The following is a 17,869-nucleotide window of genomic DNA, read 5'->3' as shown; positions in this document are numbered from 1 at the left end:
TTCGGGAAAGTTCGATCGAAAGCGGTATCGCCGCAATCGAGTTCGTAGTCGACCGGTGCCGCTGTGTTCCCAGCGCTGGTTTGCCGATGTGTTCCTGGCGTCTGGGTTACGATGCGGGCGCGGTGTCTCTGGCAACGTCGATTCAACCGGTGCCGCCCGGGCCAATGGAGGTCGATCATTCTGCGTCATCTCGGATCGCTGACCGTCCTCCGCCGCCTCCGATGACTGGCCGACGGCATCATGTCGAACGAAGAAAAGCTCAGGGAGTATCTGAAGCGCACGCTTGCGGAAGCGCGCGAAACACGCAGCGAGTTGAGCCGCCTGCGGGCGGAGCGCTCCGAGCCGATCGCGGTCATCGGAATGGCCTGCCGCTTTCCTGGCGGGGTCAGCACATCTGCTGAGCTGTGGGATCTCGTCGCCACCGAGCATGATGCGATCGGCCCGTTCCCGCGCGACCGCGGCTGGGAGCTGGCCGACCTGTTCGACGCCGATCCGGATGCGCCGGGACGGAGTTACGCGCGCGAGGCCGGTTTCCTCGACGGCGCGGCCGAATTCGACGCGGCATTCTTCGGCATCTCACCGCGCGAGGCGCTGGCGATGGACCCGCAGCAGCGGGTGTTGCTGGAAACCTCATGGGAGGCGATCGAGCACGCCGGCATCGATCCGAGGGCGCTGCGTGGTAGCCGAACCGGTGTTTTCGCCGGGGCGAGCGCGAACGACTATGCGGCGCGCCTGCTCGATACCGACGCATGGCCGCAGATCGAGGGCCACTGGCTGACCGGGAACACGATCAGTGTCGTATCCGGCCGTATCGCCTACCACCTCGGTTTGCGCGGCCCGGCGCTGTCCATCGACACCGCGTGCTCGTCATCGTTGGTGGCACTGCACGAGGCGTGCCAATCGCTGCGGTCGCGAGAGTGTGAGACCGCGCTCGCCGGTGGTGTGACTGTGATGGCGACACCCGGGATGTTCCAGTACTTCTCGCGCCAGCGCGGGCTCGCCGCCGACGGGCGGAGCAAGTCGTTCGCGGCCGCCGCCGATGGGGTCGCGTGGTCCGAGGGCGCCGGCGTGCTGCTGCTGCAACGGCTCTCGGACGCCCAGCGCGACGGGCGCACCGTGCACGCGGTAATTCGCGGCAGTGCGATCAACCACGACGGCGCGAGCAACGGGCTGACCGCGCCGAACGGTCTCTCCCAGCAGCAGGTCATCCGGGCGGCACTGGACGCGGCAGGTATTGCGGCGCGCGATGTCGATGTCGTCGAGGCACACGGGACCGGGACACCGCTCGGTGATCCGATCGAGGCGCACGCGGTGCTGGCCACCTACGGTCAGGATCGCGGATCCAGCCCCGCGCTGATCCTCGGGTCGCTCAAATCGAATATCGGGCACACCCAGGCGGCGGCCGGTGTCGCGGGCGTGATCAAGATGATCCAGGCGATGCGCCATCGTGTGGTGCCGAAATCGCTGCACATCGACGCGCCGAGTCCGCAGATCGACTGGTCAACCGGCGCGGTGGAATTGGCCGTCGAAGCCAGGCCGTGGCCGGCTGGTGACCGGCCGCGGCGTGCGGCGGTTTCGTCGTTCGGCATCAGCGGCACGAACGCGCATCTCATCCTCGAGGAGGCGGCGCCATCGGCGGCGCGGGACACCGATAGTGCCGCATTGCCGGTGTTGCCGTGGGTAGTCGCGGCGCGGGATTCGGCCGGGCTCGCGCGGCAGGCCGCGCGGCTGCGGGATTGGGTGCGGGCGCGGCAGGACATGTCTGTCCTCGACATCGCGTGGTCGCTCGCGAACCGATCGAGCCACGAGCGTACGGCTGTCGTGGTGGGAGCCGACCGCGCCGAGCTGCTCGAGGGACTCGACGCGATCGCCGAACAACGGTCGCCGGCGGGCGCGGTCGCGGGTAAGACGGCATTCGTCTTCCCGGGCCAAGGCGCCCAGTACCTCGGCATGGGACGCGAACTGTACGCGACGTTTCCCGCGTTCGCGGCGGCATTCGACGCGGTGGAGGCCGCGCTGGCGCAGCCGATCCGCGATGTGCTGTGGGGCGAGGATCCGAACCTGTTGAACCGCACCGATTTCGCGCAGTCGGCGCTGTTCGCGGTCGGTGTGGCGGCATATCGGCTGGTCGAATCCTGGGGCGTGCGTGCGGATTTCGTCGCCGGTCATTCGATCGGGGAGATCGCGGCCGCCCACGTCGCCGGTGTGTTCGACCTCGCCGATGCCGCTCGGCTGGTGTCGGCGCGCGGGCGGTTGATGGCGGCGCTGCCGGACGGCGGTGCGATGGTCGCGGTGCAGGCGACCGTGGCCGAGGTCGGGTCGGCGCTGGTTCCCGGCGTCGAGATCGCGGCGATCAATGGGCCGAGGTCGATCGTGGTGTCCGGGGCGGCGACGTCGGTCGACGACGTGGTCCTGGAACTGGAACGGCGCGGGCACAAGGTGAATCGGCTGCGGGTGTCGCACGCATTCCATTCGGCGCTCGTCGAACCGATGCTCGACGAGTTCGCGGTGATCGCCCGCGGCATCGGGTACGCGGCACCGTCGATCCCGGTCGTCACCACCATGTCCGCCGCGACGCCGGATCGGGATTGGGCGACGGCGGACTACTGGGTTCGGCAGGTGCGTGAGCCGGTGGCATTCGCCGACGCGGTGCGCGCGCTCGAGGACGCCGGAGCTGTTCGATTCCTGATACCGGGACCCGACGGCGGATTGGCCGCCTTGATGGCGGATTCGGTGCGCTCGGGCGATGTGGTGTCGGTGCCGATGCTGCGCAAGGATCGCGGCGATGTCGCCACAACGGTCGTGGCCGTGGCGGCGTTGGCGGGCAGCGGTGCCGGGGTGCACTGGACTGCGGTGCTCGACGGCCGGGGTGCGCGTGTTGTGCCGCTGCCGCCGTATGCCTTTGCGCGCGAACGCTATTGGGCGGTGCCAGGCCCGTCCGACGAGACACCGGCCGGACTGCGCGCCACCGGTCATCCGTTGGTGAATGCGCTGGTGGCGAACCCGGATTCGGGCGGCGTGATAATGACCGGGCAGCTGTCGATTGCGACGCAGCCGTGGTTGGTCGACCATCGGATCGGCGATCATGTCATGCTCGCCGGAACCGTGTTCGTCGAACTGGCCGTCCGGGCCGGTGACGAGGTGGGTTGCCCGACCATCCGCGAGCTGTCGCTCATCGCACCACTGCACCTGCCCGACGATGGTGGCGTGATCGTCCACGTGATCGTCGGTGGCACAAGTGAATCCGGTGATCGGCCCGTGTCGGTCTACGCGCGGGCCGACAAGTCGGTCGACGACTGGACCCTGCATGCACAGGGTGCGCTCGTACCCGGCGACCGCACCGCAGCGGTGGAACCGTTCGCATGGCCACCCACAGACGCGGATCAGGTTGATCTGACCGGCGCGTACGATCGGCTCGACGCCGACGGGTACCGCTACGGCAACGCTTTTCGCGGCTTGACCGCACTGTGGCAGCGCGGCGATGAACTGTTCGCCGAGGCGGCACTGCCGGATGCGGCGGATGCGGGTCGATACGGATTACACCCGGCTCTGCTCGACGCGGTTCTGCACGCGCATTTGGTGACACGTCCGGCCGATGGTGCCGTGCTGTTGCCGTTCGGGTGGGAACGCGTGACGCTGCATGCGTCCGGTGCGGCCGCGGTGCGCGCGCGCATCGCGCCGACGGCGAATGGCGCTATGGGAGTGCAGATCGCGGATCCGCAGGGTAATGCGGTGCTGTCGATCGGCGAGTTCACGGCCTTGCCCGCACCGACAGAACGCATCGCGCCACCTCGGGCGGCACTGCTCGGCGTCGAATGGCAGCCGAGGCAGGTATCCGCGACGCCGGTGTCGTTCGCCGAGTGGGAGCGGCTCGGCGACGGCGTGCTACCGGCCCTGGTCGTCGCGGATCTTCGAACGGCCGACGCCGACACTGTCGCGGCCGTTCACGCGACAACGCGCACGATATTGGCTGTCCTGCAACACTTCCTTGGCAACCAGCGCTTCGGCGAGAGCCACCTGGTTGTGCTGACCCATGGTGCCGTGTCCGTCGCCGACACCGAGACGGTCGACCTCGCCGCGGCCGCGGTCTGGGGGTTCGTGCGGTCGGTGCAGGCGGAAGAGCCTGGCCGAGTCACACTCGTCGACACCGCCGCCGCGGACCTCGCCGAGATCGTCGCTGTGGCCGCGGCTTCGAAAGAACCACAGCTCGTACTACGCGGCGCGACAGTGTACGTCCCGCGGCTCGCCCGCACCGCCGCACCGACCGCGCGGTTGTCGCCGGACCTGACGACGGGGACCGTGCTCATCACCGGCGGCACCGGCGGTCTGGGTGCGGTCCTCGCGCGACACCTGGTGCGGGAGTACGGCGTCCGACACCTGCTGCTGGTGAGTCGCGGCGGTGCGGCGACGCCGGGTGCGGGAGCACTACAGGCCGAACTGACCGAGGCCGGGGCCGACACGCGGATCGTCGCATGTGATGTCGCCGACCGCGCCGCCGCCGCTGAGGTCTTGGCATCGATACCCGCCGACGTGCCGTTGATCGGTGTCGTGCACGCCGCCGGTGTGCTCGCCGATGGTGTGCTCGATTCACTCGGACCGGACCAGCTGGATCGTGTGCTGCGGCCGAAGGTCGATGGAGCCTGGCACCTGCACACGCTCACCGGCGACTTACGCCTGTTCGTGCTGTTCTCCTCGGCGGCGGGTGTTGTCGGTTCACCCGGACAAGCGAATTACGCTGCGGCGAACGGGTTTCTCGATGCCCTCGCCCGGCATCGCCACACGGCCGGTTCGGTGGCGACTTCGATCGCCTGGGGACCGTGGACCGCCGATCAGGGCATGACGGCCACGCTCGGCGCGAGTGACACCGCGCGCATCCAGCGTCTCGGATTCATGCCGATGTCGCAGCGCGACGGACTGGCACTGTTCGATGCCGCGATCGGCTCAGGCCGCCCCGAGGTAGTTGCCGCCGTGCTCGATACGCGGACCAGCCAGGATCGACTACCGATCTGGCAGGCCATCGCGCCCGCCCGACGGCCCGCAGCGCAATCCTACCGTCACCCGATGCATACGAAGGGTGCTGCGGGAGAGCAGCTTTCGTCGATACTCGAGCTCGTCCGCGCCGAGGCCGCGACGGTGCTCGGACACCGAGGTCCGGACAGCGTCGATCCCGACCGGAACTTCCGCGACCTCGGGTTCGACTCGCTGACAGCGCTCGAGGTCCGCAACCGTCTGAAGGAGACGATCGGGCTGACGCTGCCCGCGGCGGTAATCTTCGACTACCCGACCCCCACCGCCCTTGCCGAGCACCTGCTCGAACGGCTCGGCGGCGCCGCCGAGCCGGTCCACACCGATGCGGTGCGCTCCGTCCAGCTGGCGGAGCCGGTCGCCATCGTCGGTGTGGGATGTCGCTATCCCGGCGGCGTCGGATCTCGGGAAGACCTGTGGCAGGTGGTCGCCGACGGACGCGACGTGATCGGTGAGTTCCCCACCGATCGCGGTTGGGCTGAGAACTTGTACGATCCCGATCCGGACGCTCAGGGCAAGTCCTATACCCGCGCCGGTGGATTCCTATACGACGCTGGTGATTTCGATGCCGCATTCTTCGGAATCAGCCCGCGCGAGGCACTGGCGACGGACCCGCAGCAGCGCATACTGCTCGAGGTGGCGTGGGAGGCGCTCGAGGACGCGGGGATTGATCCGCTGTCGTTGCGGGGCAGCGATACCGGCGTGTTCGCGGGCGTGATGTACCACGACTACGGAGCGCCCACGCCGGCCGGATCGCTGGTGACCGGTAGAGTCGCGTACTCGCTGGGGCTGCTCGGTCCGGCGGTTTCGGTGGACACGGCATGTTCGTCCTCGCTCGTCGCCATGCACCAGGCGTGTGCGGCGTTGCGTATGGGGGAATGCGGTCTGGCCCTGGTCGGTGGGGTGACGGTGATGGGCACACCGGCTGTGTTCGTGGAGTTTTCGCGTCAGCGTGGTTTGGCGCGGGATGGTCGGTGTAAGTCGTTCGCGGATTCGGCCGATGGCGTGTCCTGGGGTGAGGGGGCGGGTGTTGTTGTGTTGGAGCGTCTTTCGGATGCTCGGGCTAATGGTCATCGGGTTTTGGGGGTGGTTCGTGGGAGTGCGGTGAATCAGGATGGTGCGTCGAATGGTTTGACGGCGCCGAATGGTCCGTCGCAGGAGCGGGTGATTCGGGCGGCGTTGGCGAGTGCTGGGCTGACGGCTGCTGATGTAGACGTGGTGGAGGGGCACGGGACCGGTACGCGGTTGGGTGATCCGATCGAGGCGCAGGCGTTGCTGGCGACCTACGGTCAGGGTCGAGACGAGCCGGTGTGGTTGGGGTCGATCAAGTCGAACATGGGCCACACTCAGGCGGCTGCGGGTGTGGCCGGGGTGGTCAAGGTGGTGGAGGCGATGCGGCGTGGGGTGATGCCTGCGACGTTGCATGTGGATGTGCCGAGTTCGCATGTGGATTGGGCTTCGGGTCGAATTGAACTATTGACTGAGGCTCGGTCGTGGGTGTCGGTGGGGCGGCCGCGGCGGGCAGGGGTGTCGTCGTTCGGGATCAGTGGGACGAACGCGCATGTGATCGTGGAGGAAGCTCCCGCGGAGTGGCCGTTGCCGGAAGCGGCGGTCGGGACGGTGTCGCAAGCGGGGACCGCGTGGGGGCCGCCGCAAGCGGCTACCGGATTGTCGCTGCGGGCTGGTGCGGGGTTGGCGGCGGTGCCGTGGTTGATCTCTGGGCGTTCTGCTGAAGCTGTTGTGGCACAGGCGGATCGACTATCGGCGTTGGGGGAGATTTCAGCGTTGGATGTGGGGTTTTCGTTGGCTACGACGCGTGCGCATTTGCCGTGGCGGGCGGCGGTGCTGGATCGATCCGAACTGGATGCTGTGACACCACGACGGGTGGTCGGGGGTAAGACGGTTTTCGTGTTCCCCGGACAGGGGGCGCAGTACGCGGGGATGGGACGCGAGTTGTTCGACGCGTTCCCGGTGTTCGCGGAGACGGTGCGTGAGATCTGTGATCCGGCATGGCTTTTCGCGCCCGACACTGATGTGGATCGCACTGACAACACACAGTTGGGCATCTTCGCCATCGAGGTCGCACTGACGCGACTGCTCGAATCGTGGGGTGTGGTACCGGATGTGGTGATCGGGCATTCGATCGGTGAGATCACCGCCGCGCATGTGGCCGGGGTGTTGTCGCTCGAGGATGCGGTGCGTTTGGTGGGTGCTCGTGGCCGGTTGATGGCGGAGCTCCCTGTGAGTGGGGCGATGCTGGCGGTCGAGATCGATGCGGTCGAGAAATACGACGAAATCGACGCGGCCGGCAACTCAGGCGAGGTCGGTGACTTGCCGGATGGGGTTTCGGTCGCGGCGATCAACGGACCAGGGTCGGTGGTGGTGTCGGGTCCGGAGGCGGGCATCGCCGAACTCGAAAAACGCTGGGCCGATCGGCGCACCCGTCGTCTGACGGTGAGTCACGCATTCCATTCGGTGTTGATGGAGCCGATGCTCGGTGAATTCGCCTCGGTGTGTGCGGAACTGGCGTGGCGTTCACCGGAGATTCTGATCGCCGCGAATGTGACCGGCCGACTCGAGTCGGACTTGTTGGCGGATCCGGGGTATTGGGTGCGGCAGGTGCGTGAACCGGTCCGGTTCGCCGACGGTGTCGCCGCGCTGCGGCAGGCGGGTGGTACTCGGTTCGTCGAGGTGGGTCCGGATGCGGTGCTGGCGGGGTTGATCGATGCCGAGGCGGTGGTCGCGACTCAGCGTCGCGGGCGCGGCCAGGTCGAAACTCTCATCCGTGCGGTCGCCGAAGCGCATTGCGCCGGTGTCGAAGTCGACTGGGCTGAGTTCTATGCCGGGACCGGTGCGCGTCGGGTGGATTTACCGACGTATCCGTTTCAACGGCAGCACTATTGGCTCACCTCGTCCGAGGCATTCGGTGACGTCGGCAGCCTGGGACTCACCGAGGTGGACCACCCGATCCTGCGCACCATGGCCGGTGTTCCGGGCGGCGATCGGGTCTTCGCCGGTCGACTGTCGGTGGCGGCGCAACCATGGCTGGCCGATCACGTGATCGGCGACTCGATCATCTTGCCCGGTGCGGCTCTGGTGGAGTTGGTGATTCGCGCGGGCGACGAAGCCGGGTACGGGCAGCTCGCGGAGTTGACACTGCAGGCACCTGTGGTGCTGTCGCATGGCGCTGGGGTCGCGGTACAGGTGGTGCTGCGCGAGCGGTCCGTCTCGGTGTACTCGCGACCGGACCGCTCCGATGCCGAATGGGTTCTGCACGCCGAGGGGGCGATGGCTGCCCGCCCGCCGGTCGTGGCCGGTTTCGAGTCGGGTGCCTGGCCACCGCCGGGGTCGACCGAGGTGGATGTTCGCGCGGGCTACGCGCGGCTTGCTGCGGCCGGATATCGGTACGGCGCCGCATTCGCTGGTGTGCACCGCCTTTGGCGGCACGACGACGCACTGTACGCCGATATCGCGCTGCCTGATTCGGTCGATGTCGCCGGATTCGGCATCCATCCGGCAATGCTCGACGCGGTCGTGCACGCGCGGGTGCTCGGCTCGGACGAGACACCGTCCGACGGCGAAGTACAGTTGCCGTTCGCGTGGGAGGACGTGGCGCTGCTCGCCACGGGCGCCAGGCAGTTGCGGGCCCGGATCGCTGTGACCGGCAGTGACGCAGGAAGATTCGAGGCATTCGATGCGTCGGGCCGTGCGGTGCTCTCGGTGCGCCGCTTGGTCGCGCGGCCCGTCCCGCTCGCGCAGCTGACGCACAACGTGGTGCGTCAGCCATCGGGCCTGCAGGCGCTCCGTTGGATAGCGGTGCCGGATCGCGACGAGAGCACTGTGCCCGTCCTGAGTCTGGCGGACGCGCTTGCGCTCGTCGCGGACACAGCGGACCTTCCTGCCGTTCTTGCTGTCGAATGCGTTGCCACGGTGGGCGTTGCCGATGTCGTGGCCGAGGTGCACGCCTTGCTCGACGACGTATTGCGGCTCGTGCAGCGGGTCGTCGCCGACGAACGGTTCGGCCACTCGCAACTGGTCCTGCTCACGCGCGGTCTGCCCGGAAGCGCGGTGCGAGGCCTGCTGCGGTCCGCGCAAGCGGAGGAGCCGGGCCGGATCACGGTGGTGGACCTGGACGGTGCTGCGCAAGGTGTCGATTTCGCGCACCTGTCGGTGCTGGGCGAGCCGGAACTGTCTGTTCGCGATGGTGCGGTCTTCGTTCCGCGGCTGGCCGCCGCCGAAACCGAGGCACTGGTGCTGCCGGAGGGGGACTGGCAGCTGGCGGTCACGAATAGCGGTGTACTGGATGGCGTTGGAGTAGTGGGGCTTTCGGAGCCCGGCCCAGTACTCGACACCGGGATGGTGCGGGTTGCGGTTCGGGCGATGGGGGTGAATTTCCGGGATGTGTTGGTATGTCTGGGGGTGGTCGCTGATGGGGCGGGGTTGGTGTCGGATGTGGCCGGTGTCGTGGTCGAGGTCGGTGTGGGGGTGTCGGATCTTCGGGTCGGCGATGCCGTGATGGGGCTTGCGCCCGCGGGTGGGTCGGTGGTGGTCACGGATCGTCGGCTGCTGACGCGTATCCCGTCGGGCTGGTCGTTCAGCGAGGCTGCTGGTGTGCCGACGGTGTATTTGACGGTGTGGTTGGCGTTGGTGGAGGTGGCCCAGGTTCGGGCGGGGCAGCGGTTGTTGGTTCATGCTGCTGCTGGTGGGGTGGGTATGGCGGCGGTGGCTTTGGCGCGGCATTTGGGGCTCGAGGTGTACGCGACGGCGAGTCGTGGCAAGTGGGCGACAGTTCAGGGCCTGGGTGTCGATGCTGATCGGATCGCCGATTCGCGGACAACCGATTTCGAGCAGCGTTTTTTGACTGCGACCGGCGGTGTCGGGATGGATGTTGTGTTGGATTCGCTGGCAGGCGAATTCGTTGATGCAGGACTGCGGTTGCTGCCGCGTGGTGGCTGGTTTGTGGAGATGGGTAAGACCGATATCCGCGACCCGCACACGATAAATAACATTTTCCCTGGTGTGCGTTATGAGGCGATCGATCTGACTCGAGTTGACGCCGATCAAATTGCGCGGATGCTCGGGGAGCTAGCCGAGCTCTTCGACAAGGGTGGCCTGGTCCCATTGCCGGTTTCGGCGTGGGATGTGCGACTGGCGCGTGAGGCGTTCCGTTATTTCGGGCAGGCGCGTCATGTGGGAAAGATCGTGCTGAGGGTGCCGCGGCGTCCGGATCCGGATGGGACGGTGCTGATCACCGGTGGTACGGGTGGTTTGGGTGCGCTGTTGGCACGGCATCTGGTGACCGAACACGGAGTGCGCCATCTGGTGCTGGCCAGCCGCCGCGGCCGGGCGGCACCAGGCGCGCAACTGGTACAGGCCGAATTGACCGAGCTAGGCGCGCAAGTGCGCATTGTGGAATGCGATGTCGCCGACCGCGATTCGTGCCAGCAGTTGTTGGCGCAGGTACCGCGTGAGCACCCGCTGACCGCACTGGTTCACACGGCAGGCGTGCTCGACGACGGTGTACTCGGTGCACTGAATCCGAAGCGATTCCGAAATGTGTTGGCGCCGAAGGTCGATGCCGCGTGGCATCTGCACGAGTTGACGCGTGACCTGGATTTGGCGTGGTTCGTGCTGTTCTCCTCGGTCGCCGGTGTGCTCGGTTCGCCCGGACAGGCGAATTACGCGGCGGCGAATGCTTTTCTGGACGAGCTGGCGGCGTTGCGGCAGCGCTCGGGGCTGGCGGCGGTGTCGATCGATTGGGGCCTGTGGGCCGCCGAGGCTGGTATGGGTGGCACCCTCGACACCGCCGATACCGCCCGCATCGGACGCGACGGTGTGCGGCCATTGTCCACCGAGGCGGGGCTGGCTTTGTTCGATGCCGCTGTGGCACAGGCCGATCCTGTCGTGGTCGCGGCCGACTTCGATCGGGCCGCACTCCGCGACGCCGCGCGCGTGGCGCCGATTCTCGGTGACATCGTCGGCGGCCGCCCAGTCGCGGCGCACGAATCCCTCGCGCCCGCTCCATTGGACCTTGCCGGGCTCACCGCCGACGCACAGGCCAAGCGATTGTTGGAGACCGTCCGGACACAGATCGCAATCGTGCTCGGGCATGGACGGTCCGACCGAATCGATTCGGTCGCGAAATTCCGCGACCTCGGATTCGATTCGCTGACATCGGTCGAACTTCGCAACCGCGTCAAATCCGTGACCGGGCTGCAACTTCCGGCAACCGCGGTCTACGACCATCCGACGCCCACCGCGCTCGCGCAGTACCTACACCGGCAGGTAGTCGGTGCGCGGTCGGAAGGGGTGATGCGCGAGCTGACGCGTTTGGAGGCGTCGCTGGCACAGCTCGAGCCCGACGACGATGTCCTGAGCGAGGTGTCGGCTCGGTTGGAGGCGCTGGTCGGGGAAATCGCTGCGCGCGGGCGGCCGAAACCCCCGGACGACGACGATCTGCGGTCGGCGAGTGCGGACGAACTGGTCGACATGATCCGACGCGAGTTCGGCAAGTCATGACCGGCGCGCACGCAGTGGGAAAGGGAAGTGCACCGTAGTGGTCACCGAGAACGAACTCCTCGAGAATCTGCGGTGGGTCACGGCCGAACTGCGCAAGGTTCGCCAGCGCGAGCGTGAGCTGCTCGACGCCGCGCGGGAGCCGGTTGCGATCGTCGGTATCGGCTGCCGGTTCCCGGGTGCGGTGTCGTCGCGGCACGGTCTGTGGGATCTGGTTGCCGATGGCCGCGACGTCGTCGGCGAGTTCCCGGCCGACCGCGGCTGGGCCGATGACCTGTACGATCCCGATCCCCGAGCACGCGGTAAGTCCTACACCCGGACCGGTGGATTCCTTTATGACGCTGCCGAATTCGATGCCGAGTTCTTCGGCATCAACCCGCGTGAGGCGGCGGCGATGGACCCGCAACAACGGTTGCTGCTCGAAACCTCCTGGGAGGCACTAGAAGACGCGGGTATCGATCCGCACTCGTTGCGTGGTAGCGACACTGGCGTATTCGCCGGGGTCATGCAGCACGACTACGGATTCGCGGCCTTGCGCAGTGAGCGCCGCGACGAAGTAGAGGGTTATATAACGGTCGGCGCGACGGCAAGCGTCGTATCGGGGCGAGTGGCCTACACACTCGGCTTGATCGGCCCGGCCGTGACGGTCGACACCGCGTGTTCGTCCTCGCTGGTGGCACTGCATCAGGCATGTCAGGCGCTGCGCTCCGGTGACTGCGATATGGCGCTGGCCGGTGGCGTCACCGTGATGGCCACGGCCGAGCCGATGTTCGTCGAATTCAGCAGACAGGGCGCGCTGGCGCCCGACGGACGATGTAAATCGTTCGCGGAGTCCGCCGACGGCGTGGCGTGGGGTGAGGGCGCGGGGATCGTCGTGCTGGAGCGGCTGTCGCGCGCCGAAGCCGAGGGACACCGGGTACTGGGCGTGATCCGCGGCAGTGCGGTCAACCAGGACGGTGCGAGCAACGGGTTGACCGCGCCGAACGGTCCGTCGCAAGAACGAGTCATCCGGACGGCATTGGCGAATGCGGGTTTGGCGCCCGACGACATCGATCTCGTCGAAGCACACGGGACCGGGACGCGGTTGGGCGATCCGATCGAGGCGCAGGCGTTGCTGGCGACCTACGGAAGCAATCGGGATCAGCCCGTGTGGCTCGGTTCGGTGAAGTCGAATATGGGCCACACGCAGGGTGCGGCTGGTATCGCCGGAGTGATCAAGATGGTGGAGGCGATGCGCCATCGGGTGATGCCGCGCACGCTGCACGTGGACGCGCCGACCTCGCACGTGGATTGGGTCGCTGGCAATGTGGAACTACTCACCGAGTCGCGGCCGTGGGAGTCGCCGGAGCGGCCGCGGCGGGCGGCCGTGTCGTCGTTCGGGATCAGTGGCACGAACGCGCATGTGATCCTCGAGCAGGCACCGGCACCCGCTGCCGAAACGGAACCGACGGCGGTGCTACCTGTGGTGCCGTGGGTACTGTCCGGTCGGTCCCCGCAGGCGGTTGCCGCCCAGGTCGATCGGCTGCGGAACTGGCTGTCCGCCAATCCCACAGCGACGGCGCTCGATATCGGAGTCTCGCTCGCCGGACGAGCTCAGCTCGGACATCGCGCGGTGCTCGTGGGCGACGACCGCGCGGAACTGGTCGCCGGGTTGGCCGATATCGCCGCGGCGCGCGGCATTTCCGGTGAAACCGTCTTCGTCTTTCCCGGTCAGGGTGCGCAGTGGGTGGGTATGGGCCGCGCGCTCGCCGAGGTGTTCCCGGTATTCGCGGAGGGCTTCGACGCCGCGCTGGCCGCGGTCGAACCGTTCGTCGGCGGAGTTTCCGTGCGAAATACGCTGTGGGGCAACGACGAACAACGGGTTGCGTCGACGATCGTCGCGCAGTGCGGGCTGTTCGCGATGGGCGTGGGGCTCTCGCGACTGCTGGCCGCATGGGGTGTCCGGCCCGCGCTCGCGATCGGGCATTCGGTGGGGGAGATCACCGCCGCCCACATCGCCGAGGTGTTGTCGCTCGCGGATGCGGCACGCGTGGTCGGCGTGCGTGCGCGGTTGATGGCCGGGCTGCCGAGCGGCGGTGCCATGGCTTCGATCGCGGTGGCGGCCGACGAGATCGGTGAGCTGCCCGCGGGTGTGTCGATTGCGGCGGCGAATACGGTCGGGTCGGTGGTGGTTTCGGGTCCGGAGGCCGGGATCGCCGAACTCGAGCGGCGTTGGGCGGAACGCGGTCCCAAGCGGCTTCGGGTGAGCCACGCATTCCATTCCGAGCTGATGGAGCCGATGCTCGACGAGTTCGCGGCGGCGATCGCCGAGATCAGGCCGCAGCGGGCGCGAATCCCGGTGGTGTCGAACGTGACCGGACGGTTGGCCGACGCCGAGTACGGCACGGCCGAATACTGGGTGCGGCATGTGCGTGAGCCGGTGCGGTTCGCCGACGGCGTGACAGCGGCGGTGGCCGCCGGCGGTACCCGATTCGTGGAGTTGGGACCCGGCAGTTCGGCATCGGCGATGGTCGCCGAAACGGTGGACTCCGCCGCGGCGACGACGATCCCACTGCTGCGGCACGGACAGCCGGAAGTGCGCTCGGTGATATCCGGCGTGAGTCGGCTGTGCACCGCGGGCGGTGCGGTCGACTGGGTCGCTTGCTTCGCGGGAACAGGTGCGCGGCGGGTGGATCTGCCGACGTACGCGTTCCAGCGGCAGCACTACTGGCTGACCGCGTCGCGCGGTGATGTTTCGGGTTCGGGGCTCATCGAGTGGCGGCATCCGGTGTTGGCTGCCGGGTTGGCGGAACCGGATTCGGGTGGGCTGCGCTTGACCGGCCGCCTTTCGGTGGCGGGCCAGCCGTGGTTGGCCGATCATCGGATGCTGGGGTATGTGCTGTTTCCGGCGACGGGTTTCGTGGAGCTGGCATTGCAGGCCGGTTCGGCGTGCGCGTGCCCGGTCGTTCGCGAGCTGACATTGCAAGCGCCACTGATCATTCCGGATCAGGGCTCGGTAGCTGTGCAAGTGGTGGTCGGAGGTGACACCGGCGCGGGCGAGCGTTCGTTGTCGGTGTATTCGCGGGTCGAAGGCGGCGACGGCGGGTGGGTGCGCCACGCCGAAGGGCTGCTGGCCACCGAACGGACGGTATCGGTGCCGATGGCCCCGGCATGGCCGCCCGCCGATGCGGTGGAGGTGGACGCGCAGGCCGGGTATGAGCGGCTGGCGGCAGCTGGGTACGGGTACGGCCCGTCTTTCCGCGCGGTGCAGCGTATCTGGCGTAACCAGGAGGCGCTGTTCGCGGAGGTGGCCCTGCCCGATTCGGTGGAGGTCGCCGGGTTCGGTATCCATCCGGCGTTGCTCGACGCCGCGGTGCATGCGGCCGCGCTGGGGTCGGTGGATTCGGGCGCGGAGTTGCGGCTGCCGTTCGTGTGGGAGGGAACCGCACTGTCGGCCGGTGACGCGCGTCGGCTCCGAGTCCAGATTGCCTTGTCGGGCAACGGTATCGGGGCGCTGGATGGCTTCGACGGTGCGGGGCGTCCGGTGGTGACGGTGCGGCGGTTGGTGACGCGGCCGGTCACCGTGGACCAGCTGGCTTTTGTTGCCGACCGGGAATCGATTGCGCTGCGACAGGTGCAGTGGCTCGCGGTGACCGGTCGGCACAGCGGCGCCGCCAGCGACGTGGTTCGGGCCGTGGACCTGGCCGACTGGCGGTCGGGCGTCGACGGTGTGGCGGCGTCGGACATGCTCGTGGTGAATTGTTGTGGCGGGGGCAGTGTTTCGGACACTGTCGTCGACGCGTTGGAGCTCGTGCAGTGGTTCGTTGCCGATGAACAGCCGACCCATTCGCGGCTGGTCGTCGTGACCGGCGGACTCGCGGGCGGTGCGGTGCGCGGTCTGGTGCGCTGCGCCCAAGCGGAGGAGCCGGGGCGAATCCTGTTGGTGCACCTGCGCGGCGATGCGGGTGAGCTGGATTTCGCGGGACTGTGGGCGTTGGGGGAGCCGGAAGTCGCGATCCGCGACGGTGAGATGTTCGTGCCCAGGTTGGCGCCGGCGGGTACCGGTGCGCTGGTGCTGCCGGAGGGGGACTGGCGGCTGGCGGTGGCGAACAGTGGTGTGTTGGATGGCGTTGGGGTGGTGAGTGATTCATCTCTGAGCGGCGAGCTGGGCGCTGGGATGGTGCGGGTTGCGGTTCGGGCGATGGGGGTCAATTTCCGGGACGTGTTGGTATGTCTGGGAGTGGTCGCTGACGGGGCGGGGTTGGTGTCGGATGTGGCCGGTGTCGTGGTCGAGGTCGGAGCGGAGATCTCGGATCTTCGGGTCGGCGATGCCGTGATGGGGCTTGCGCCCGCGGGTGGGTCGGTGGTGGTCACGGATCGTCGGCTGCTGACGCGTATCCCGTCTGGCTGGTCGTTCAGCGAGGCTGCTGGTGTGCCGACGGTGTATTTGACGGTGTGGTTGGCGTTGGTGGAGGTGGCCCAGGTTCGGGCGGGGCAGCGGTTGTTGGTTCATGCTGCTGCTGGTGGGGTGGGTATGGCGGCGGTGGCTTTGGCGCGGCATTTGGGGCTCGAGGTGTACGCGACGGCGAGTCGTGGCAAGTGGGCGACGGTGCGCGACTTGGGTGTCGATGCTGATCGGATCGCCGATTCTCGGACAACAGATTTCGAGCAGCGTTTTTTGACTGCGACCGGCGGTGTCGGGATGGATGTTGTGTTGGATTCGCTGGCGGGTGAGTTCGTCGATGCGGGGCTCCGGTTGCTGCCGCGTGGTGGCTGGTTTGTGGAGATGGGTAAGACCGATATCCGCGACCCGCACACGATAAATAACATTTTCCCTGGTGTGCGTTATGAGGCGATCGATCTGACTCGAGTTGACGCCGATCAAATTGCGCGGATGCTCGGGGAGCTAGCCGAGCTCTTCGACAAGGGTGGCCTGGTCCCATTGCCGGTTTCGGCGTGGGATGTGCGACTGGCGCGTGAGGCGTTCCGTTATTTCGGGCAGGCGCGTCATGTGGGAAAGATCGTGCTGAGGGTGCCGCGGCGTCCGGATCCGGATGGGACGGTGCTGATCACCGGTGGTACGGGTGGTTTGGGTGCGCTGTTGGCACGGCATCTGGTGACCGAACACGGAGTGCGCCATCTGGTGCTGGCCAGCCGCCGAGGACCGGAAGCGACCGGAGCGACGGAACTGCAGGCGGAACTTTCCGCGTCGGGCGCGGCCGTGCAGGTGGTGGCATGCGATGTAGCAGATCGTGACGCATGCGAGCGCCTGCTGGCCGCAATTCCGGACACCCATCCGTTGACGGGCGTGGTGCATGCCGCAGGCGTGCTCGACGACGGCATGGTTGCGGCGCTGACACCCGAGCGACTGCGGAAAGTGCTGGCGCCCAAGGTCGACGGTGGCCTGCACCTGCACGAACTGACCCGCGACCGGGATTTGGCATGGTTCGTACTGTTCTCCTCGGTCGCCGGTGTGCTCGGTTCGCCCGGACAGGCGAATTACGCCGCGGCGAATGCCTTTCTGGACGAGCTGGCGGCTTTCCGGCAGCGGTCGGGGCTGGCGGCGGTATCGATCGATTGGGGTCTGTGGACGGCCGAATCCGGGATGGGCGCCACATTGGACACCGCGGATGCCGCGCGGATCGGCCGCGAAGGTCTGGCGCCGCTGAGTGTCGAAGCCGGGCTGGCGATGTTCGATGCGGCGGTGCGACAGCCCGTCCCGTCGGTCGTGGCGGCCGAGTTCGATCCGGCCGGATCGGTGGATGTGGCCGCGCTGCATCCGATGTTGCGCAGGTTGCTGGGCGGTCGGCCGACCGCCGACACCGGCACGGTCGCGGATCAGGGGCTCCAGCTCGCTGGGTTGACGCCCGAGCAGCAGGCCAAACGGTTGCTGGAACTGGTCCGATCACACGTCGCGGCCGTACTCGGGCACCGCAGTCCCGAGCAGGTGGATATCGACACGAACTTCCGTGAACTCGGGTTCGATTCGCTGACATCGGTCGAACTCCGCAACCGCCTCGCGTCCGCGACCGGGCTCCAGCTTCCGGCGACCACTGTCTTCGATCAACCGACGCCGACCGCCATCACCGAGTATCTGATGGCGCGGCTCGGACACACCACCTCCGACGATGACAGCGCGATCGTGTCGACGCTGGATCGCACCCTGGCGCTGCTGCGTGACCGATCGCTCGACGACGACACCCGAAAGGTGGTCTCGGCCAGGCTCGTCCGCGCGCTGAACGAACTCGACGGCGCGGTGCAGCGCGATGCGATCTCCGCGGATGCGATCGAGGAGGCGGGCTTCGACGAGATGTTCGAACTCATCGACAAGGAGCTGAAGTGACCGAGC

The 17,869-nt window shown here is 67.6% G+C and carries 2 protein-coding genes; both read left to right on the top strand.

Going from position 1 to position 17,869, the window contains the following annotated elements; genetic code table 11:
• Positions 1–240 precede the first annotated feature (240 nt).
• A complete protein-coding gene (locus tag ACQP1T_RS21505; RefSeq protein ID WP_433754838.1) occupies positions 241–11,544 on the top strand; it encodes an SDR family NAD(P)-dependent oxidoreductase in 11,304 nt (3,767 codons plus the stop codon).
• Positions 11,545–11,581: 37 nt separating this feature from the next.
• The gene (locus ACQP1T_RS21500; protein ID WP_433754837.1) at positions 11,582–17,863 is read left to right on the top strand and encodes an SDR family NAD(P)-dependent oxidoreductase; all 6,282 of its coding nucleotides are present in this window, start codon (positions 11,582–11,584) and stop codon (positions 17,861–17,863) included.
• Positions 17,864–17,869: the final 6 nt, after the last annotated feature.

Origin of the sequence: Nocardia sp. CA-135398, from assembly GCF_050955845.1 — a bacterium.
Classification (GTDB): domain Bacteria; phylum Actinomycetota; class Actinomycetes; order Mycobacteriales; family Mycobacteriaceae; genus Nocardia.
Note: the sequence above shows the minus strand (reverse complement) of the source record. Positions and strands in the feature narration are given on the sequence as shown.

Excerpts from the sequence above, each read along its gene's own strand:
- ACQP1T_RS21505 (WP_433754838.1), top strand. The coding sequence starts at position 241 with ATGTCGAACGAAGAAAAGCTCAGGGAGTATCTGAAGCGCACGCTTGCG.